Raw genomic sequence first — 20,191 nt, forward strand, 5'->3', positions numbered from 1 at the left:
GCGATCCGCCAATCCGTGCACACGGGTTCCCACCGGTAGGTGTGACGCGCAACACTCGCAGGCGCATGAACGTTGCCACCCACGGGCCCACGGCCCACGGAAGCGAGGTCACGTCATGTCCGTGCACGACGACCTGACATCAGTCCAGCGCTGCCTCGAGGACCTCTCCCGGTCCGTGAAGCGCCTGGAGCAGCAGTTCGGCAAGGGCGGTCTGGAGATGCGCCGCGTCCGCGCCGACACCGACCACCTGCGCGAAAGCGTCGCGCTGCTGCGCGACGCCGCCCCCGCGCTCGCCAAGCCACTGCGTCCGGACCTCGTCTCCATCTCCGACACCCCGTACGACAACAGTCTGTGGACGGACTCGGACGACGAGGGTCTCGGCGCCCGCGACCGGCACGCCCCCTGATCCCGACCGGAGTCATGACTTGGCCACTGGTACGGAACCCCCCGACACGGAATCCCATCCGCCCGGCGGCGGCGTACGCGGCGGTACGCGCGCCGCGATCGACGCCCCGCACCTGCGCACCGACCGGTGGTGGCTGGCCCCCGCCGCCACCGCCGCCGGCCTGCTCGCCTTCATCGTGTACTCGACCTGGCGGGCCTTCGCCGACACGGACTACTACGCGGCGCCGTACGTCTCGCCGTTCTACTCGCCGTGTCTGGCCGAGCGCTGCCAGACGATGCGCGCCGGCCCGAACTGGGAGCTCTTCGGCGGCTGGTGGGGCATCTCCCCCGCGATCATCATCCTGATCTTCCCGCTCGGCTTCCGCCTGACCTGCTACTACTACCGCAAGGCCTACTACCGGGGCTTCTGGGCGTCGCCCCCGGCCTGCGCGGTGGCCGAGCCGCACAAGAAGTACACCGGCGAGACCCGCTTCCCGCTGGTCCTGCAGAACATCCACCGGTACTTCTTCTACGCGGCGCTCCTCGTCGCCGGTGTGCTGACCTACGACACCGTGCTCTCCTTCCGCGACGAGCACTACCACTGGGGCCACATGGGCCTCGGCACCCTCGTCTTCCTCGTCAACATCGCGCTGATCTGGGCGTACACCCTCTCCTGCCACTCGTGCCGGCACATCGTCGGCGGCAAGCTCAAGCACTTCTCCAGACACCCCGTGCGCTACCGGATGTGGCAGTGGGTCGGCAGGCTGAACGCCCGCCACATGGTGCTGGCCTGGGCCTCGCTGGTGAGTGTGGCGGCGGCCGACTTCTACGTCTTCCTGGTGGCGTCCGGTGCCTTCGACGATCCGCGCTTCTTCTAGATTGGGTGGAGTCCTCTGATGTCCGTGGTGGATCGGCAGGAGTGGGACGTCGTCGTGGTCGGGGCCGGCGGCGCCGGGCTGCGCGCCGCCATCGAGGCGCGCGAGCGGGGCGCCCGTACGGCGGTGATCTGCAAGTCGCTGTTCGGCAAGGCGCACACGGTGATGGCCGAGGGCGGCATCGCGGCCGCGATGGGCAACGTGAACTCCGGTGACAACTGGGAGGTCCACTTCCGCGACACCATGCGTGGCGGGAAGTTCCTCAACCAGTGGCGGATGGCCGAACTGCACGCCCAGGAGGCGCCCGACCGGGTGTGGGAGCTGGAGACCTGGGGCGCCCTGTTCGACCGCACGAAGGACGGCCGGATCTCCCAGCGGAACTTCGGCGGCCACGAGTACCCGCGTCTCGCGCACGTCGGTGACCGCACGGGCCTGGAGCTCATCCGGACGCTCCAGCAGAAGATCGTGGCCCTGCAACAGGAGGACTTCCGGGAGACCGGGGACTACGAGTCCCGCCTGAAGGTCTACCAGGAGTGCACGGTCACCCGGGTCCTCAAGGACACGGCAACCGAGAGCGGCTCGGCCGCGGGCAGGGTGAGCGGGGTCTTCGGCTACGAGCGCGAGTCGGGCCGTTTCTTCGTCCTCGAGGCGCCCGCCGTGGTGATCGCGACCGGCGGGATCGGCAAGTCCTTCAAGGTGACGTCGAACTCGTGGGAGTACACCGGCGACGGGCACGCGCTGGCGCTGCTCGCCGGAGCGCCCCTGCTGAACATGGAGTTCGTGCAGTTCCACCCGACCGGCATGGTCTGGCCACCGTCGGTGAAGGGCATCCTCGTCACCGAGTCGGTGCGCGGCGACGGCGGGGTGCTCAGGAACTCCGACGGGAAACGCTTCATGTTCGACTACGTCCCCGACGTCTTCAAGGAGAAGTACGCGGAGTCGGAGGAGGAGGGCGACCGCTGGTACGACGACCCGGACCGCAACCGGCGCCCGCCCGAACTGCTCCCCCGAGACGAGGTCGCCCGGGCCATCAACTCCGAGGTGAAGGCGGGCCGCGGTTCCCCGCACGGTGGCGTGTTCCTCGACGTGTCGACACGTATGCCCGCCGAGGTCATCCGGCGCCGACTGCCGTCGATGTACCACCAGTTCAAGGAGCTGGCCGACGTCGACATCACGGCGGAGCCGATGGAGGTCGGGCCGACCTGTCACTACGTGATGGGCGGTATCGCGGTCGACTCGGACTCCGCGGCGGCCCGCGGGGTGCCCGGGCTGTTCGCGGCCGGTGAGGTGGCCGGCGGCATGCACGGCTCCAACCGTCTCGGCGGCAACTCGCTCTCCGACCTGCTGGTGTTCGGGCGGCGTGCGGGCCGGCACGCGGCGGAGTACGCGACCGGCCTGGCCGACGGCCGGCCCCCCGTGGACGACGTCCAGGTCGACACGGCCGCGGCCGAGGCCCTGCGCCCCTTCTCCGCGGAGGGCCCGGCACCCGGCGCGGACGACGGACGCCCGGCCGAGAACCCGTACACCCTCCACCAGGAACTCCAGCAGGCGATGAACGATCTCGTCGGCATCATCCGTCGCGAGGCCGAGATGGAGCAGGCGCTGGATAAGCTGGCGGATCTGCGGGTACGGGCCCGGCGGGCCGGGGTCGAGGGCCACCGGCAGTTCAACCCCGGCTGGCACCTGGCCCTGGACCTGCGCAACATGCTGCTGGTCAGCGAGTGCGTGGCGCGGGCCGCGCTGGAGCGCACGGAGTCGCGCGGCGGGCACACCCGCGAGGACCACCCCGCGATGGACCGCGCGTGGCGCCGGGTCAATCTGCTGTGCCGGCTCATCGACCCCTCGGGCGGCCTGGCGGCGACGGACACCGTGCGCGGCCAGATCAACCTCACCCATGAGACCACCGACCCCGTCCGCCCCGACCTGCTCGCCCTCTTCGAGAAGGAGGAGCTGGTCAAGTACCTCGCCGAAGAGGAGCTCTACGAGTGAGCAGCTACGAGGCCCGCTTCAAGGTGTGGCGCGGGGACGTCGAGGGCGGCGGCCTGGAGGACTTCGAGGTCGAGGTGAACGACGGTGAGGTCGTCCTCGACATCATCCACCGCCTCCAGGCCACCCAGGCGCCGGATCTCGCCGTGCGCTGGAACTGCAAGGCGGGCAAGTGCGGTTCCTGTTCCGCGGAGATCAACGGACGGCCCCGGCTGCTGTGCATGACCCGCATGTCGGTGTTCGACCGGGCGGAGACGATCACGGTGACCCCGCTGCGGGCCTTCCCGGTGATCCGCGACCTGGTGACGAACGTCGGCTTCAACTACCAGAAGGCCAGGGAGGTTCCGGCCTTCGTACCGCCGGACGGTGTGGCCCCCGGCGAGTACCGCATGATGCAGGAGGACGTGGACCGCCCGCAGGAGTTCCGCAAGTGCATCGAGTGCTTCCTGTGCCAGGACACCTGCCACGTGGTCCGCGACCACGAGGAGAACAAGCCGGCGTTCGCCGGTCCCCGCTTCCTGATGCGGGTCGCGGAACTGGACATGCATCCGCTGGACGCGGCCGAGGAGTCCGGCCTGGACCGCAAACGCACCGCCCAGGACGAACACGGCCTCGGCTACTGCAACATCACCAAGTGCTGCACGGAGGTCTGCCCCGAGGGCATCAAGATCACGGACAACGCCCTGATCCCCCTGAAGGAACGGGCGGCCGACCGCAAGTACGACCCGATCGTGTGGCTGGGCTCGAAGATCAGGAGGCGGTCTTCGTAGGCCCGGGGGTGCGGCCCGGGCGTTGGGCGAGGAACCCGACGCCCAGGCCCACCATGAAGGTGACCCAGCCGCCCCAGGCGACGTCACCACGTTCGCCGTGCGGCGGGCCCATGAACGGGCCCAGGAACATGAACAGCCCCGCCCCGACGGCGCACAGCAGCGTCCCGAGCCCCGACAGCCTCGGCCTCAGCACCCTCGTCCGGTGCCACGGCAGCAGCCATCCGGTCACGAGCGCCACGAGACCGAGCGCTGCCAGCGCCGTCACGGTCAGCGCGCCGAGAACCACCAGCGTGAGGTGCATGCCGATCATCGTCCCACCAACTCCAGCGCCCGCACCGGATTGTGTTCGGCGATGGCCCGCATCGGTCCCGGCTCCGGGTAGTCGCCGTCGAGGAGGCGGAGAGGGCCGGCGACCAGGCTGAGACGCATGGCGAGGCGGTAGAGGCGCAGCCGGTCCTCGTCCAGGCCGGGGACGCGCAGAACGTCGTACCACCGGCCGAACCGCAGCTCCAGGAACACGTGCTCCCACTCCGCGTCGAAGTACATGAGGCCCTCGATGTCGATCAGTGCAGGTCGGCCGTCGGCGGCCAGGAGGACGTGGTCCGGGCCGAGTTCGCCGTGGATCAGGGTGTGGCGGGCACGCGGGCGGACCTCGGCCGCCAGGCCGCGTACCGCCGCTTCGAGGTCCTGGCGGGCGGTGGCGATCCGCGCGTCCCGTACGGCCACCGCCGCGATGTCGCGCAGGGCGCCCTCGGTCACGCGCCGCTCGCACGAAGTGACGGGCGAGGCACCGCCGTTGTCGACGAGCGCGACCTTCCCGACGGCCGGCCCCCGTTGTGCGTGCAGCACGGCGAGCGTCTCGGCCAGTCGCTCCAGAGGCGCCCGCGCCGCGTCCGGGTCGTTCCGCAGCGCCTCCTCCAGACTGCCACCGGGCAGGTCCTCGACGACCGCGGCGGCCGCGCCGAGATGGCGTCCCGAGTCGTCCGCGAGCAGCAGCCGGGGCGTGCGGACGCCGAGGGCGGACAGGCGGTCGTACGCCGCCGTGAACAGGTCCGGTCCCGAGGCGTGGGCGAAGGGATCGCGCGGGTCGCCGGGGCCGTCGTCCCAGAAGTCCTCGTCGGGCGACCAGACGTAGGCGACGGCCGTCGTGTCGTCGTCGAAGGTGAGTCGGTAGACGCCCTTCTTGGAGCCGCCCCGCAGCCGCGCGGCCGCTGCCAGCGAGCGGCCCGGGCCGGCGGCCGCCCGGGCGAGCGGGGACAGGTCGTCGCGGGTGAGGGGGCTCGGGTGGAGGTCACCCGTCGGATCCTCGCACCCCGCCCGGCCGGCGTCAGGCGGATTTCAGTGGACCCAGTCCTCCCGGTACGCCGACCAGTCCGCCTCCGTGGCCGCGAAGTCGACGTACAGGGCGACACCGAAGCGCGCGCGGTCGGCGTCCGTGCGGGACAGTCCGAGGCGGACGCCCCGGACGGCGGCGGGGACGGTCTCGGCGTGCGCCCAGTGGCCGAAACGGTTCTCGTGGTAGAACGGCAGGCCCATCAGCAGGTCGGTCGACGGCGGGGTGACCTCCAGGGCGAGCGAGGTCTGCTGGGCGACGTAGCCGCCGTACAGGGTGTCCAGCGGCTGCATGGTGTCGTACGACATCACGGCGATCTGGTCGACCCTGCGCGCCACCTGCCCGAAGAACGCCTGGGACCACCACTTCGGGTGTCCGGTGACGGTGCCCCAGAAGGAGTGGAAGCCCGGCACCGGGTCGATCTGGTGCGCGGCGACCGACAGTTGCGCGTCCCGGGCCCGGGTCACCCCGCGCAGCGAGTCGAGCAGGGCGAGGTAGTGGCGGTCGCCCGAGTGCAGCGGCTCCAGGTCGAAGTGGACGCCCGCGAAGCCGGCCGCGAGCACCTGGCGAGTGGACGCGACGACGGCGTCGCGGGTCGCCGGGCGCTCCAGGCGGAGGCCGTCGGGGCTCTCGGTGGCGAGCACGTCGCCCAGCCATGCCTGGACCCTGACTCCGGGAAGCTCGCGGTGGACGGCGGCCACGAACCAGCGCGCCTTCGGGTACACCGACTCGGGCAGCGTCCCGTCGTGCTCCAGCGGGCCGGTGTGGACGTACAGGTCACGGATGCCGGTGCCGCTCAGACGGCGGGCCAGGCCGGTGACATCGGCGTCGTCCTTCCGGCCGTCCACCCAGGCGTGGCCCAGCCATATCGCGTCACGGTTCCTCGTGTACGTCCCGTCGGCCGGGTCGCCGGTGTAGTTCACCCTGAGCGCGACCTCGGCGCCCAGGGTGGACAGGACGAGCGCCAGCACCAGTCCGAGGGCCGCCCTGCGGACCCATCGGAGCCTGCGACGGCGGGGCGGCGGCGCCGGGGAGGCGCCGGCCTCCGGCTCGGCATTCGCTCCCTCCCCGGCGTCCGACTCCACGTCCGCTCCCCCGCCGGCCGCAGGCTCCGCGTCCGTCCTCTCGTCCCTCTCGCCCCTCTCGCCCCTGTCGTCCCACTCGTCCGTCGTCGACTTCGGCTTCGACTCCGACCCCACGTCGTTCCTCCCCGGTCGCCGTTCCTCACGTGCCCCGCCCCCGACTCGTCCCGGACGCATCCCGGTCGCGCCGGCGCATATCTGCTCATACGCTCCGGAATGTGACGTCATCCTTGAGCCGGGGCCGGCCGCGGCGCACGACCGCGCGCATATCCGTGCGGGTCGCACATGCCCTGCTCGGCGTCGCGGTCGGGGTCGTGTGGCTGGTGTTGCCGTGGATGACGATCAGTACCGACGACCCGGTTGCGGCCGTACCCGCCGGGCAGACCCCGGTGGCGGCCACGACCGCCGAGGAGGACGAGACGTCCGCCGCCGCTCTCGTCCTGCCTCTGGTCGCGGTCGCGGTGGTGGGCACGCTCGCCGGATACGGCTATGTACGGCGCACCCGCCGGGCCCGCACCCGTACGACCCCGGGCGCCGCCCCCGCCGAACCGCTCCCGCGGCCGCCGCTCACCGACCTGGACGCGCGGACCCTCGCGTTGCTCGTCGAGGCCGACGACTGTCTCCGCACCAGCCGCGAGGAGCTCGGCTGCGCCGAGGCCCGCTCGGGAGCGCCCGCCGTCGCCCCCTTCGCGCGGGCCGTACGGGAGGCGGAGGCCGAGCTGTCGGCGGCCTTCCGGATGCGGCGGCAGTACGACGAGGGCGTCCCGGCGGACGAGCCGTCGCGGCGGCACGCGCTCACCGGAATCGTCGGGCGGTGCCAGGAGGTGGGACGCCGGCTGGACGCGGAGGCCGCCGACTTCGACCGGCTGCGTGGTCTGGAACGGGGAGCGGGCGCGGCCCTGGAGGCCGCGGAGGCCCGCTTCCGGGAGCTGGCCGGCCGTACCGGGGCCGCGGACGCCGGCCTCGCCGAGCTCGACGCCGGCGGGCGCTTCTCCCCCACCGCCACCGCCGACGTCACCGGCCACGTCGAACAGGCCAGGGACCGGCTGGTGTTCGCGACCTTCCAGCTCAACCAGGCCCGCCAGGCCGCCGACCTGGACGAGCCGGAGAGCGCCGCCCGCCATGTGCGCGCCGCCGAGGGTGCGGTGGCGCAGGCCGCGGTGTTCCTGGACGGCATCGACCGGCTCGCCGCCGAACTGACAGCGGCCGCGAGCCTCGTCCCGGCCGCGCTCACCGGGGCGGAGGCGGAGCTGGCGAGCGCCCGGGAGCGGCCGGCGGAGACGATGGGCACTCCCGAGGTGTCTGGCGGGCCCGGCAGTTCCGGTGCTCGTGGTGCATCCGGTGCTCGCGGCTTTCCCGGCGGTTCCGGCGCAGCTGGTGGTTCCGGCGCACCCGGCGGTTCCGGCGCACCCGGCGGTACCGACGCGCCTGGCACACCCAGCGGTCCCGGCACGTCCGGCAGTTCCCGCGATCCCAGCGCATCCGGCGGTCCCCGTGCACCCGGCGGTTCCGGCGCACCCGCTGCTCCCGGCACTTCCGGCGCACCCAGCGGTTCCGGCGCTTCCGGCGCACCCAGCGGTCCCGATGTCCCCGTCGGTCCCGGCGCACCCGGCGCACCCGGCGCACCCGGCGCACCCGGCGCACCCGGCATGCTCGCCCCCGAGTTCCGCGCCCGGGTCGCGCACGCGGACGCCGTCCTGGCCGCCGTACGGGAGGAGCTGATCGCCGGGCCCTACGACCCGCTCGACGCGCTCCGGCGGATCGTGCGGGCCGTCGCTCCGGTCGGCACCGGGCGGGCCGGAGTCCTGGCGGCCGCCGGTTCCCTGACCGCCCGCAGTGCGACCGCCCTGGCGGCTGACTTCGTCGGGACGCACCGGGGTGCGGTGGGCGGCGCGGCCCGCACCCTGCTGACGGAGGCGGAACGGCTCCTCGCCTTCCCGGTCCCCCCGGCGCCGTACGGGCACGGACGCGGCGAAGACCCCGGTCAGGAGCCGACGGCCGACGCCTTGGCGCGGCGGGCCCGTGAGCTCGCCGGGCAGGACGTGCGCGTGCACGGGACCCCGGCCGTCGGGGCGGCGGAGCACACCACGGGAGTCGGCGGTGCCGTGCTCGGCGGAATCCTCCTCGGCAAGGGCCCGGACGGCGGCCCGCCCGCGAGCTTCGGCGGACCCGCCACCCGGGCGCGGCGCGGCCGCACCACCCCGCGAGCTCCGGAAACTCCCTGACCGAACCGCGGCAGACCCGCGGCCAGCGCCCACCGTCTCGCGCCCAGCGCCTCCTGTCCCCGGCCAGCACTTCCCAGCCCGCGGCCAGCACTTCCCGCCCTCCGGCCTGCACTTCCCAGGTGCGCTGGACTTCGGTGGGGTCGGTGAAGCCGAGGCCGCTGCCCACCGACATCGCCGCCCAGCGCTTCGTCACGGCACCCGGCGAGACGGCGCCCGCGACAGCACTTGCCGTCCCACGGCCAACGCTACGCAGTCCGCGGCAGCCCTTCCCGCCCCACTGCCAGCACTCCCCGTCCCGCGGCCCGCGCTTCCCGTTCCGTCGTCCTCAGAACAGGCTGAGCAACGCCTCCGCCGGGTCCGCCAGGCCGTTCTCGCCGTCCGGTAGGGGCAGTTCGAACCAGACCGTCTTGCCGCGTGGGGTACGGCGCGAGCCCCAGGCCGCGCTGAGCAGGCCGACCAGTTGCAGGCCGCGTCCGCCCTCGTCCGTGTCGCGGGCGCGGCGGCGGCGCGGCTGGACCAGGCCCGAGTCCCAGACCTCGCACACCAGCGTGCGGTCCAGCAGCAGGCGCAGTCTGATCTCGCCCTCGCCGTACCGCAGGGCGTTCGTCACCAGCTCGCTGACCAGCAACTCCGTCGTGTCGACCAGGGGTTCGAGGTCCCACTCGATCAACTGCCGGCGTGCCTGCTCGCGGGCGCGCCCCACGCTGCGCGGCTCGCGCGGCAGCGTCCAGTCGCCGACGGACCCGGCGGGCAGTCCCTGGACGCGGGCCATCAGCAGGGCGATGTCGTCCTCGCCGTGGTGGGTGTCGAGGGTGTTGAGCACGTGATCGCAGACGTCCTCCAGCGGCGCGGAGGGGTCGGTGAGGGCACCCACGAAGGCCTGGAGACCCTCGTCGAGCGGGTGGTCGCGCGATTCGACCAGTCCATCCGTGTAGAGCGCCAGCAGCGCGCCCTCGGGCAGTTCGACCTCCACCTCCTCAAAGGGCTCGCCACCGACTCCGAGCGGCATGCCCGGCGGCACGTCGAGCATCAGCGCGTCCTCACCGGGTTCGACCAGGACGGGCGGCAGATGGCCGGCGTTGGCGAAGGTGCACCTGCGGGTCACCGAGTCGTAGACGGCGTAGACGCAGGTCGCGAGGTACACCTCGGACAGGTCCGCCTCGCGGGGCCGGCGGGCCGAGCGAGTGGCCTGCTGCACACCGCCGGGGGCACCGAGACCGCGCGCGATCTCGTCCAACGCGGAGAGGACCTCGGCCGGTTCGAGGTCGAGGAGGGCCAGCGTGCGGACGGCGGACCGGAGTTCGCCCATCGCGACCGCGGCCCGCAGCCCGCGGCCCATGACGTCGCCGACGACCAACGCGGTGCGGTGACCCGGCAGTTCGATGACGTCGAACCAGTCGCCGCCGACCTCGCTGGGCCGGTCGGACAAGGAGTTCCCCGGCAGGTAGCGGCAGGCGATGTCGAGGCCGGAGGCCACCGGGTCGCCGGGCGGGAGCAGGGACCTTTGCAGTATCAGCGCGCGCTCGTGCTCACGCCGGTACAGGCGGGCGTTGTCGATACAGACGGCGGCCCGCGCGGCCAGCTCCACCGCGAGGTCGCGGTCCCGGTCGCCGAACGGTTCGCTGCCCTTGGTCCGGGCGAACTGCGCGAGTCCTACGACGGTGTCGTGGGCGACCATCGGCACGGCCAGCGTGGACTGTACGAGGCCGCCCTCCTCGGCGGGGACGAACTGCGGCCGGGCGGTGCGCAGGGCGTCAGCGCAGGAGGAGTTGAAGGGGTAGTGGTGTACGGCGCCGACCGCGACCGGCGGGCCGCCGCCGACGAAGGGCGCGTCCGACACGGCGCTGGCGAACGCGACGCGGCGCAGTTCGGCGCTGCCGTCGGCGAGGCCGGGCGGGGTCTCGTCGCCGGCCAGCAGTCCCTGGTAGAGGTCGACGGTGGCGAGGTCGCAGAAGCCGGGCACCACGACGTCGAGGAGTTCGCGGGCGGTGGTCTCCAGGTCGAGGGAGTTGCCGATGCGGGCACCGGCGTCGTTCAGCAGGGCGAGGTTGCGCCGGGCGGCGGCCGCTTCGCGGGCGGCGGCGCGGCGGGCGGTGATGTCGGTTCCGAGCCAGGCGACACCGATGGGACGGCCGGTACCGCTGTGCACGCGGTAGAGGTTGACGGACCAGTGACGGCGCTCGTCGGAGCCCGGCACGAAGCCCGTGACGTGCATGTCGGTGATGGAGTCGCCCGTCTCCAGGACCCGGCGCAGGGTGGCGGCGACCCGCTCGGCCTCGGGGCGCGGGAGGTAGTCGTGGACGCCGCGGCCACGGTGGTCGTCGGGTGTGCCGCCGAAGATCGACGCGAACCGGTGGTTGGCGCGCCGCACCCGCAGATCGGGGTCGATCAGCAGGAAGCCGAAAGGGGATTGACCGAATATCGCCTGCGAGGCTGCGAGGTCCGTCTCGATGCTGCGCAGGGTGCGGACGTCGACGACGATACAGACTGCGGCCTTCTCGCCCTCCTCCGTCCGCGTCGGCATGACGTACACCTCGGCGAGGCCCTCGTGGCCGCGCTCGCCCCCGGGTGTGTCCGGCAGCCGGAAGGGGACGACGCCGGTCCACTCGCGGCCGTCGAGGATCTCGGCCATCTTGCGCTGACCCTGCTCACGCCGGTCGGGGTCGATGAACGCCTCGATGGGGTCCATACCGACGGCGTGGCCGGCGGGGATACCGAAAAGCTGCTCGGCACGCAGGCTCCACTGGTCGACGAGTCCGTCGGGACCGATGGAGAAGGACGCGACCTTGATGTAGTCGTAGATCGAGCCGGGCGGGCTGCTCTGCCACAGGGCGTCGCCCGGCGGCACCTCGCCGGGGCGGACTCCCGTCGCGGCAGCATCCACGACCTCCGCTCCAGCACCGTCCGACGGGTCCTCGGACTCCGTGGCCTTCGCTGGTATCTCGCTCACGCGAACCGTCCCCTCCAGCTCACCGCGTCCGGCACCGGTCACCGGCGGCGGCTGCCCGCAGTATCCAGCACTACGGCTCCGCACAACACGGTGTTCACGATCACAGCACGGTCCCGATGGTTTTCGGTCCGTACCGCGACAACACTTCCAGTCTTCTAACCAGCGGACACGTCATCGAATCCCACCCGTCGACAACCGCCACTGGCCTGAACCATTCGCTCGACAGTGTGAGAGGGTCCGTACAGCCCCCGGACCGCCGTAAACCGCCGTCTCATCCTGGCACCGCGAGCTCGAACCACACGGTCTTGCCCGCGCCTCCGGGCCGGGTACCCCAACGCCGGGACGTGTGGGCGACCAGCTGGAGACCGCGGCCGCTCTCGTCCTCGGGCCGGGCGGCGCGCTCCCGGGGGAGGTCCGGAAAAGGGTCGGAGACCTCCACCCGCAGCACGTCGCCGGGGGCTGCCGGGCGTACCAGGCGGACTCCGATGGGACCGGTGGCATGCCGCAGCGCGTTGGTGACCAGCTCGCTGACCAGCAGAGCGGTCAGGTCGGCGAGGCTTTCGAGGCCCCAGTCGCGCAGCCGGCCGCGTACGGCGGCACGGGCGTCACGGACGGCGCCCGGTTCTGCGGGAAAGGTCCACTCGGCGCGGCCACCCTCGGTGTCGGTCACGCCGATCACTTCCCAGCCCAGCAAGCTCACCCATGTCCGGTTTCATGGGGTTAATGGGCAGATACCCGATATCCAGTCACGAGTACCGTCATCGGGGGCGCACTGTGGCACAAACGGCTTACGAGGCGCTCACGCGGGGCTCAGACGCCGGTCGCGTCCCCTCTTGTGTCCCCTGCCCGCACCCCGGCCCCCGCCTCCGCTTCCTCCGCCGCCTCCGGTTCCGCCCCCAGCACGCGCAGCACCTCCCGAACGGCGGGCACGTCCTGGTCCAGCCAGGCGACGGTCCAGATCTCGGCGGGGGTCAGCAGACGGAGTTCGTCGTGGTCCTGGAGCGGCTCGGGCCCGGCGGAGCCGGGACGCAGCCGGGCGGTCCACACCTGAAGGACGTACGGCGGTCTCAGGGGCCACTCACCCGGGACCCGCTCGACGGTCTCGGCGTCGACGCCGAGCTCCTCGCGCAACTCGCGCACCAGGGCCGCATCGGGGGTCTCGCCCGGCTCCACCTTGCCCCCGGGCAGTTCCCAGCGGCCGGCCAGTTCGGGGGGAGCGCTGCGGCGGGCGGCGAGCAGCCGGCCTCCGTCGAGCAGGGCGGCTCCCACCACCACGATCCGTTCGCTCATGCGCGTCATGCGCCGGAGCCTAACGGGAGCCCGGAACGGCGACGCGTGAACGGCGGCCGGGGAAAGGCGCGAGCGGCGGACGCGGGTCAGCCGTCGGCGCCCGTTCCGTTCGGGCCGATCCGCTCGACCCAGTACAGCTGCCGGTGTCCGCGGCTGTCGAGGCTGTCGGCGATCTTCTGCGCCTCGGCCCGGGTCGCGTACCGGCCCACGCGGTAGCGATTGCCGTTGTCGTCCTGCCGTATGACGAGCCAGGGAAGAGTGATGGTGCCGTCGTTCATCGCGCCCCTCCACTTCCCGCCCGCGGCGGCCTCTGCCGTGCCCCACCCGATAAGGAAACCGCAATCCGCATATGCCCGACCCTACGCCCAACCTTCACGCAGCGAATACGGCTTTTCACAAAGAGGTACGCAACCAGCCAGGTCGGACGGGCGTGACAGGGGGCGCGCGACTTCGAACGCGCCGCCCGGACGCGCCGACGTATCCGGTCAGCGGCATGCGGCGCATGTACCGGTCGACCTGCGAGAACGGCTGAATTGCAACGCCGTGCGGGCAGGCGCGCGCGGGGTCCCACGCCGGGGGCAACTGCCGGAAGGGTGTGCGGGGTGGTGCGAGGGTGTGCGCTACTTCACTGGGAGGTGGTACGCCACTCGGTAGCGGTCGGCCGGGATCACCACATCGGCCGTCTCGACCGGGCGGCCGGAGGCGAAGTAGGTGCGCTGGACGACGAGGACGACATGGCCGGGGACCCCGCCCAGGGCGTGCAACTCGTCGGCGAGGCCGGGACGGGCGCCGACCTCCTCGGTGACGTTGTCGACGACCACGTCGATGGCGGCCATGCGCTCGACCACGCCCATGCCGCCGAGCGGGCCCTCCTCGGGCAGCATCACGGGCGTACGGCCGGTGACGGCGAGGGGCTCCCAGGAGGTGGAGAGCATGACCACCTCGCCCGCGTCCCGGAAGACGTACTTCGTGCGCATCACGCGGTCGCCCGGCCTGATGTCCAGCCGGTCGGCGACGGCACCGCCCGCCTCGACCTGGACGCTGCTCGACTCCCAGGTGCCGCGGGCGTCGCCGTCCGCCTGCTCCTGGCGGAAGGGGGTGGCACCGCCGGCCGGGCGGTAACCGGAGCGGGCGATGAGCCGGGGCACGGGCCGCTCGCGCACATAGGTCCCCGAGCCCGAGCGTCCCTCGACCAACCCCTCGGCCATGAGCACCTTCCGCGCCTCCAGCGCGACGGTGTCCGAGACCCCGTACTCCTCACGGATTCTGGCCTGGGACGGGAGACGGGTGTGCGGTGGCAGCGACCCATTGGTGATCTTCTTGCGGAGATCACCCGCGACACGCAGGTACGCCGGCTGCTCACCGAATGTCACTGGCCGCTCCCATCAGGTTGTACAGACAGCAACAGCGTGGCAACCGAAGGTTGTGCCATGCAAGCAAAGGCCAGAGAATCACTCGATGTGATGACATGTGCCCGGTGAGGGCTTTACGCAGGCACTTTCTCCCCGCTATGGGCGCGCTCACACCTCGATGTCGCCGTTCGCTCCACCGCCGCCCGAGTCGCCGGAGCCGTCGCCGTACGACGGCGGGGTGGTGGCGAGGCCCAGAGCCTTGCGAGCGGTGACGGACGTGCCGGGGTCCTCGATCGTCACGGTCCGGTCGTAGTGCCGGTAGAAGGCGTTCACGTCGGCGGCGACGGCGGCCAGCGCCCACTCCTTCCTGAGCGCCGCCACCTCCCTGGCGACGTCGGCGACCGGCCGCTCGGCCTTCGCGGGCCACTGGTGCCGGCTCAGCAGCGTGGCCTCCTCGCCGAGCGCGTCCGAGACCCGTGCCGCCCACTCCCGGTTGGCGGACAGGTCGTCGTCGGGCGCGGTGTCGGGCGCCGAGTCCAGGGCCGCGTCCAGGGTGTTGGCCGCCTTCAGGTAGGCGATCTGGTCGGAGTCGAGCGTCGAGCCGTCGTTGCGCAGCGAGCCGGTCAGCGTGGCGTTCTCGTCCGTGTTGCCGAACACGCAGGTGATCTCGCGGTCACCGAAGCGCCAGCTCTGCCGCGACGGCAGGAGGTAGTACACGTCCACGTCGTCGGGTACGGCCCAGGCGTCCATCGCGTAACCGGCCTGCAACGCATAGCACTTGTCCTCGGCGGTGTCCGTGAGCTCGTCGTCACCGGGGTAGGAGCCGCCCGGCAGGGTGACGACGGCGAACACCTCGGCGTCGTGTTCGTCCGCGCAGGGCACCTCGTCGAAGTCGTAGGCCGCGCCCTCCAGTCCGCCGGGTGAGTCGAAGCAGGCGCCCTTGTTCATCGACGCGGTCCCGTTCGCGCCGTCCTTGACGCCCTCCCAGACGCCGGACGCGAAGCCCGTGGAGAGCGACAGCACCCACAGCACGAGCCCCACGGAGGACAGCACGGAGCCGGCGACGGCCAGCCCCCGGCCGCGCTCGCCCCGCTTCCTGATCTGCCCGAACGCGATCAGACCCAGCACGAGCCCCACGGCCGGCACGAAGCACAGGATGCCGAGGACGAGCGAGGCGATGGCGAACCCGTTGACGGGCACGGGCCGGTTGTACGGGCTGTAACCCTGGCCCCAGGGCTGGTAGGGCGTCGGGGGGTAGGGGCCGTAGGGGCCGCCCGGGCCCGGCGGGGGGCCTGGGTGGGGGCCTTGCGACGGGCCCTGAGGGGCGCCCTGCCAGGGGCCGCCCTGCGCCGGGCTCTGCCACGGTCCCTGAGCGTGGGCGGGGCCGCCCGTCGGAGGCGTCGGCGCGTCACCCTGGGGGTACGGCTCCTGGGGCTGGTGGGGCCCAGGGGGCGGGGGTATGGACACGAGTACCGTGCTCCTGGTTCAGGGGGTGACGCCGGGGCGAGGACGATGACCGTGACCGTAAACCGTGACGGTGCGGTACGGAACTGACGTGCGACTGGGCGCATGGTAAGCGCGGGCCGTCACCGATGGGGGACGAGCCCCAGGTCGAAGGGCGGGGGCACCTCTGAACCCGGCCCGCCGGTCGACGGGATCCGCACCGGCCCGCGCCCCCGGGCAGGCGTGCCTGCGGGTTCAGCCCGCGCCGGCCGCCAGGCGCCGCTGTTCCTCCTCCACGATCCGGCGGGCCAGTCCGGAGTCCGACACGTCGACCGCGTCCGGGGTGGACTCGGCCATGTCACTGCGCCGGGCGAACGCGTCGAAGAGCCGGTCCTTGTTCCGGAGGATGTCCAGGAGCCGCTCGTCCACACTGTCCGCCGCGAGGAGGCGATGCACCTGGACCGTGCGGGTCTGGCCCATCCGGTGCACCCGGGCGACCGCCTGGTGCTCCACCGTCGGCTTGACCTGCGGCTCGCAGAGGATCACCAGGGAGGCCGCCTGGAGGTTGAGGCCGACGCCGCCGGCCTCGATCTGGGACAGCAGCACCGCGTGCCCCGGCGCCCGCGCGAAGTCGTCGACCATCTGCTGTCTCCGTGCCGCCGGGACGGCCCCGGTGATCGGGCCGAACACCCGTTGCTCCGCGGTCTGTCGGTCCGGGTCGGGGTCCCGCGCCGACTCGGTCAGCGCCCGCCGCACCGTGGCGAGCACCTCGCGGAAGTACGAGAAGACCACCACCTTCAGCCCGTTGTCGGCGGCCTCGGCGACCAGCTCGCACAGCCGTTGCAGTTTGGCCGACTTCTCGGCGTCGGCGTATGCGGCCCGGCGCATCGCCATGAAGTTGCCGTCGGCGACCGCGCGGTCGTACGCCTCGCGGTCGGCGGCGCCGAGTTCCTCCCACTCGTCGACCTGGAGCAGTGCGGGGAGTTCGGTGAGGACGTCCTCCTGGTTGCGGCGGAGATAGGCGGGCGCGACCAGGGTGCGGAAGGCCTGCGGTCCGGCGACCGCGCCGGCGCCTCGCAGTGCGGGCAGCAGGTCGGGGCGGAGCTGGCGGACGAGGGCGCGGAACTCCTCGACCCGGTTCTCCATGGGGGTGCCCGTCAGGAAGAGGACGCGGTCGCAGCGGCCGGTCCACACCGCGAGCGATCCGGCGCGGCGGGTGGCCGGGTTCTTCACGTAGTGGGCCTCGTCGACGACGAGCATGCCCGGCGCCGTGCCGTCCGGACCGGGCAGAGTGTGCAGCACGTCGTACGTGGTGACGGCGACACCGCCGCGCTCGCGCCACTCGGCGTACGCGTCCTGCCGGTCCGGGCCGTGCACCGCCAGAGCGCGCAGCGTGCTGCGGGCGCGGATCTCGCGCGTCCAGTTGATCAGCACGCTGGCCGGGCAGACCACCAGGAAGTGGCTGTGCCCCTCGCTCGCGAGGTGGGCCATCGCCGCTACGGCCTGGACGGTCTTGCCGAGCCCCATCTCGTCGCCGAGGACCACCCGGCGCTGGGCGAGGGCGAAGCGCGCGCCGAACGCCTGGTAGCCGCGCAGGGAGACCCGGCGGTGGGTGTCGTCGAGCGGCTGGGCGTGGACGCGCTCGGCGATCTCCGCCGGCAGGAAGCCCTCGCTCGCCGCCAGGTCCGGGCGGTGTTCGGAGACCTCGGCGAGCCGGCTGTAGTACTCGGCGGAGCGCAGCTCGAAGTCGACCCAGGCCTCGATGTCGGAGACGGGCGGGCGCAGCAGGTCGGTGGAGGCCTGGGCGATCAGCAGCCGGAGGTCCCGCGCGGCCGCGTCGGCGACCAGCTCGCGCAGCCCGGCGACGGCGGCGAGCGCGCCCTCCCTGCGCTTGCGTCCGGCGAGCGCCATGCGCAGCCGGTTGCCGGCCGGCCGGGCCGCGGGCAGCAGCTCGCCGAGCCGCTCGTCGAGCCGCTCGGCGGCGTCCAGGGCGCGGCGCAGCTCCGGGCCTGCCTCGACGAGCCGTTGCAGGGCGACGACCAGGGCGGTGGTGCGGGGCTCCGGGTGGTCGACGTCGATGCGGACGGAGACGGTGTCGGCCACGGCCCGCGCGATCTGGCGGGCGGCGGCGAGCGCCCGGTCGGCGGTCTGCGGGCCCACGCCGGGCAGTTGCCGCAGTTCGTACCGGCCGGCCTCGTGCACCGCGCGCACCGAGGCGAGCCCGGCCGCCTCGATCGCGCCGAGCCGCAGCCGCCCCTCGGTGACGTCCTTCAGGCGGGCGACCGGGATGGACTCGAGTTCCTCGGCGACGAGGTGGTCCCGGATCGGTTCGAGCGCCGAGCGGACGGCGTCCAGGGCGCGGGTGTGGTCCTCGCGCAGGGTGCGCGCCGCGCCGTACAGCCGCGCGCCTCGCGCCCACAGCTCTCGGGCGGCACGCCCCGCCGGTGGCAGCTCCCCCTCCATGACACCCCGCTCCCCAGCCGTCCCGATGTGCGTCCATCGTGACACCCGCCTCTGACAAGCGGCCCGGGAGGCCCGTGGGGCGGTACGGCCGCGCGGGCCGGGTCAGTCGCCGAAGCCGGTGGCGCGGGCCCGCTTCTCCCAGGCGGCGATGTCGGCCCGCACCGCGTCGAGGTGGTCGGCCACGCCGGTCACCGCGTCGTCGCCGACCGGCAGGCGCAGGGGCGTCTCCTCGGCGTCGAGGGCGGCGAGGACGAGGGCCGCCGCCTTCGCGGGGTCGCCGGGCTGGGTGCCGTGACCGCCGGAGACGAAGCCCCGGGTGCCGCTCACCTTGGCGTAGACGCCGCTGTCCTCGCTGACCCCGGCCCGTCCCGCCTCGAACAGCGAGGTGCGGAAGGCACCCGGCTCCACGATCAGCACCTTGATCCCGAACTCCCGCACCTCGTCGGCGAGCGCCTCGGACATGCCCTCCAGGGCGAACTTCGTCCCGCTGTACGCCGAGAAGCCCGCGAAGGACAGCTGCCCGCCCACGCTGCTCATCTGCACCACGGCGCCCGCCTTCCGCCGGCGCATGTGCGGAAGCACCGCCCGCACGAGGGCCGCCGGCCCGAACACGTGCAGGTCGAAGAGGTCCCGCAGCTCCTGTTCCGTGGTCTCCTCGAAGGCACCGACGTGCGTGCGTCCCGCGTTGTTGACCAGGACGTCGATCCGGCCGTGCCGGGCCACCACGTCCTCCACGGCCGCCTCCGCGGAGGCCGTGTCGGAGACGTCCAGGCGCAGCGCCTCCACCTGGTCGGGGTGGGCGGCGACGAGGTCGCCCAGCCCCTCGGGCCGCCGTACCGCGCCCACCACGACGTCACCGGCGGCCACGGCGGCCTCGGCGATGGCCCGTCCGAGGCCGCTGCTCGCGCCGGTGACCAGCCACACCTTGTTCATGACGACTCCTCTTCGCGCTCTCGTGGGTTCCTCCGCCGACAAGCCTGCTGCCGTGGGCGGTTGCGCGTCCAAGACCCATGGTGATAACCGATGGTTATGACTGTGGACGTTCATGTGCGGGACCTGCGCTACTTCGTCGCGGTGGCCGAGGAGCTGCACTTCACCCGCGCCGCCGAGCGGCTGTACGTGTCCCAGCCCGCGCTCAGCAAGCAGATCCGGGCCCTGGAGCGGCAGGTGGGCGTGGAACTGTTCCGGCGGGACCGCCAGGGCGTACTGCTGACCGAGGCCGGGACGGCGCTGCTGCCGCAGGCTCGGCGGGTGCTGGCGGCCTGGGCGGAGGCGGACGCGGCGATGGCGGCGGCACGGGCGGCCCAGCGCGGCACCCTGGTGGTGGGCATGAGCACCAGCCCGGGGCGCGGCGGGCTGCTGCCGGCGATCCGCTCCCGCTTCACGGCCGCCCACCCGGAGGCGGTCGTCCGGCTCCGGCAGATGAGCTGGGAGGACCCGACCGCGGGCCTGGCGGACGGCGAGACGGACGTCGCCTTCGTCTGGCTGCCGCTGCCGGACCCGGAGCGCTACGCCTGGACGGTGCTCGCCGAGGAGCCCCGGCTTGTCGCCCTCCCCGACACCCACCCGCTCGCCGCGCACCCGGAGATCGACTTCGCCGACCTTGTCGACGAGCCGTTCCTCGCCCTCCCGCCGAGCGCGGGCCCCCTGCGCGACTTCTGGCTCGCCCTCGAGGAGCGCGCCGGCCGGCCACCCCGCGTCGCCGCGGAGATCGCCGGCACGGAGGAGACGTACGAGGCCCTGGTGGCGGGCCTCGGCATCTGCCTGGTCGCGACGGGCAACGCCCCCCTGGTCACGCTGGGAGGCGTGACCACCCGACCGGTACGCGGGATCGCCCCGAGCCGCTACGCGCTCGCCTGGCGCCGTGAGGACGACACCCGCCCCCTGGTGCGGGCGTACGCGGACAGTTGCCGCCGGGTGGCACGGCAGAGGTGAGGGGCGAGGAGGGTGAGGCCGTTGACGATCTCGCGACCCGGATCTGCGTGGGTCTCCACGGTCGAGCCACGGACGGCCCGTCAGGCGGTCATGCGGGGGCGCT

General features: G+C 73.0%; 17 protein-coding genes. 6 read left to right on the forward strand and 11 right to left on the reverse strand.

Annotated features, from left to right (window positions below; genetic code table 11):
• Window positions 1–115 precede the first annotated feature (115 nt).
• The 4 genes from OG985_RS17770 to OG985_RS17785 are packed head-to-tail and all read left to right on the forward strand — an operon-like array spanning window position 116 to window position 4,015.
• On the forward strand, window positions 116–406 hold the full coding sequence (locus tag OG985_RS17770; protein WP_371669324.1) for a hypothetical protein: 291 nt from the start codon (window positions 116–118) through the stop codon (window positions 404–406).
• Window positions 407–425: 19 nt separating this feature from the next.
• Window positions 426–1,262 carry a hypothetical protein gene (locus tag OG985_RS17775; protein ID WP_371669325.1) on the forward strand — a complete coding sequence of 279 codons (837 nt, stop codon included), beginning with the start codon at window positions 426–428 and terminating at the stop codon, window positions 1,260–1,262.
• A gap of 18 nt (window positions 1,263–1,280) precedes the next feature.
• Window positions 1,281–3,248 (forward strand): fumarate reductase/succinate dehydrogenase flavoprotein subunit, encoded by a 1,968-nt coding sequence (locus OG985_RS17780; RefSeq protein ID WP_371669326.1) that lies wholly within the window; start codon window positions 1,281–1,283, stop codon window positions 3,246–3,248.
• Window positions 3,245–4,015: a succinate dehydrogenase/fumarate reductase iron-sulfur subunit gene (locus OG985_RS17785; RefSeq protein ID WP_371669327.1), complete on the forward strand. Its 771-nt coding sequence runs from the start codon at window positions 3,245–3,247 to the stop codon at window positions 4,013–4,015. The genes OG985_RS17780 and OG985_RS17785 overlap by 4 nt, the downstream gene beginning before the upstream one ends.
• Here the strand turns inward: OG985_RS17785 and OG985_RS17790 are convergent.
• The 3 genes from OG985_RS17790 to OG985_RS17800 all read right to left on the reverse strand — a co-directional run bounded on the left by OG985_RS17790 (window position 3,996) and on the right by OG985_RS17800 (window position 6,547).
• The gene (locus OG985_RS17790; protein WP_371669328.1) at window positions 3,996–4,316 is read right to left on the reverse strand and encodes a hypothetical protein; all 321 of its coding nucleotides are present in this window, start codon (window positions 4,314–4,316) and stop codon (window positions 3,996–3,998) included. The genes OG985_RS17785 and OG985_RS17790 overlap by 20 nt on opposite strands.
• Before the next feature lie 5 nt (window positions 4,317–4,321).
• Window positions 4,322–5,275: a phosphotransferase family protein gene (locus OG985_RS17795; RefSeq protein WP_371674407.1), complete on the reverse strand. Its 954-nt coding sequence runs from the start codon at window positions 5,273–5,275 to the stop codon at window positions 4,322–4,324.
• Between the two features lie 78 nt (window positions 5,276–5,353).
• Entirely contained in the window at window positions 5,354–6,547 is a 1,194-nt protein-coding gene (locus OG985_RS17800) for a hypothetical protein (protein WP_371669329.1), read from the reverse strand.
• Window positions 6,548–6,765: 218 nt separating this feature from the next.
• Here OG985_RS17800 and OG985_RS17805 point away from each other — a divergent pair, with 218 nt between their 5' ends.
• Window positions 6,766–8,655 (forward strand): hypothetical protein, encoded by a 1,890-nt coding sequence (locus OG985_RS17805; RefSeq protein WP_371674408.1) that lies wholly within the window; start codon window positions 6,766–6,768, stop codon window positions 8,653–8,655.
• A 325-nt stretch (window positions 8,656–8,980) separates the two neighbouring features.
• On the opposite strand, the gene OG985_RS17810 is transcribed toward OG985_RS17805, so the two are convergent.
• From OG985_RS17810 to OG985_RS17845, 8 genes are all read right to left on the reverse strand, one after another.
• On the reverse strand, window positions 8,981–11,605 hold the full coding sequence (locus OG985_RS17810; protein WP_371669330.1) for a SpoIIE family protein phosphatase: 2,625 nt from the start codon (window positions 11,603–11,605) through the stop codon (window positions 8,981–8,983).
• 271 nt (window positions 11,606–11,876) lie between these two features.
• The gene (locus tag OG985_RS17815; protein ID WP_371669331.1) at window positions 11,877–12,305 is read right to left on the reverse strand and encodes an ATP-binding protein; all 429 of its coding nucleotides are present in this window, start codon (window positions 12,303–12,305) and stop codon (window positions 11,877–11,879) included.
• Window positions 12,306–12,415: 110 nt separating this feature from the next.
• Entirely contained in the window at window positions 12,416–12,895 is a 480-nt protein-coding gene (locus tag OG985_RS17820; RefSeq protein WP_371674409.1) for a (deoxy)nucleoside triphosphate pyrophosphohydrolase, read from the reverse strand.
• 86 nt (window positions 12,896–12,981) lie between these two features.
• A complete protein-coding gene (locus OG985_RS17825) occupies window positions 12,982–13,173 on the reverse strand; it encodes an SPOR domain-containing protein (protein WP_371669332.1) in 192 nt (63 codons plus the stop codon).
• Window positions 13,174–13,515: 342 nt separating this feature from the next.
• Entirely contained in the window at window positions 13,516–14,268 is a 753-nt protein-coding gene (locus tag OG985_RS17830; RefSeq protein WP_371669333.1) for a GntR family transcriptional regulator, read from the reverse strand.
• Window positions 14,269–14,415: 147 nt separating this feature from the next.
• Window positions 14,416–15,447: a DUF4190 domain-containing protein gene (locus tag OG985_RS17835; protein ID WP_371669334.1), complete on the reverse strand. Its 1,032-nt coding sequence runs from the start codon at window positions 15,445–15,447 to the stop codon at window positions 14,416–14,418.
• Between the two features lie 498 nt (window positions 15,448–15,945).
• Entirely contained in the window at window positions 15,946–18,153 is a 2,208-nt protein-coding gene (locus tag OG985_RS17840) for a DEAD/DEAH box helicase (protein ID WP_371669335.1), read from the reverse strand.
• A gap of 102 nt (window positions 18,154–18,255) precedes the next feature.
• The gene (locus OG985_RS17845) at window positions 18,256–19,086 is read right to left on the reverse strand and encodes an SDR family NAD(P)-dependent oxidoreductase (RefSeq protein WP_371669336.1); all 831 of its coding nucleotides are present in this window, start codon (window positions 19,084–19,086) and stop codon (window positions 18,256–18,258) included.
• A 90-nt stretch (window positions 19,087–19,176) separates the two neighbouring features.
• Here OG985_RS17845 and OG985_RS17850 point away from each other — a divergent pair, with 90 nt between their 5' ends.
• The gene (locus OG985_RS17850; protein ID WP_371669337.1) at window positions 19,177–20,088 is read left to right on the forward strand and encodes a LysR family transcriptional regulator; all 912 of its coding nucleotides are present in this window, start codon (window positions 19,177–19,179) and stop codon (window positions 20,086–20,088) included.
• Window positions 20,089–20,191: the final 103 nt, after the last annotated feature.

Origin of the sequence: Streptomyces sp. NBC_00289 (genome assembly GCF_041435115.1) — a bacterium.
Taxonomy (GTDB): domain Bacteria; phylum Actinomycetota; class Actinomycetes; order Streptomycetales; family Streptomycetaceae; genus Streptomyces.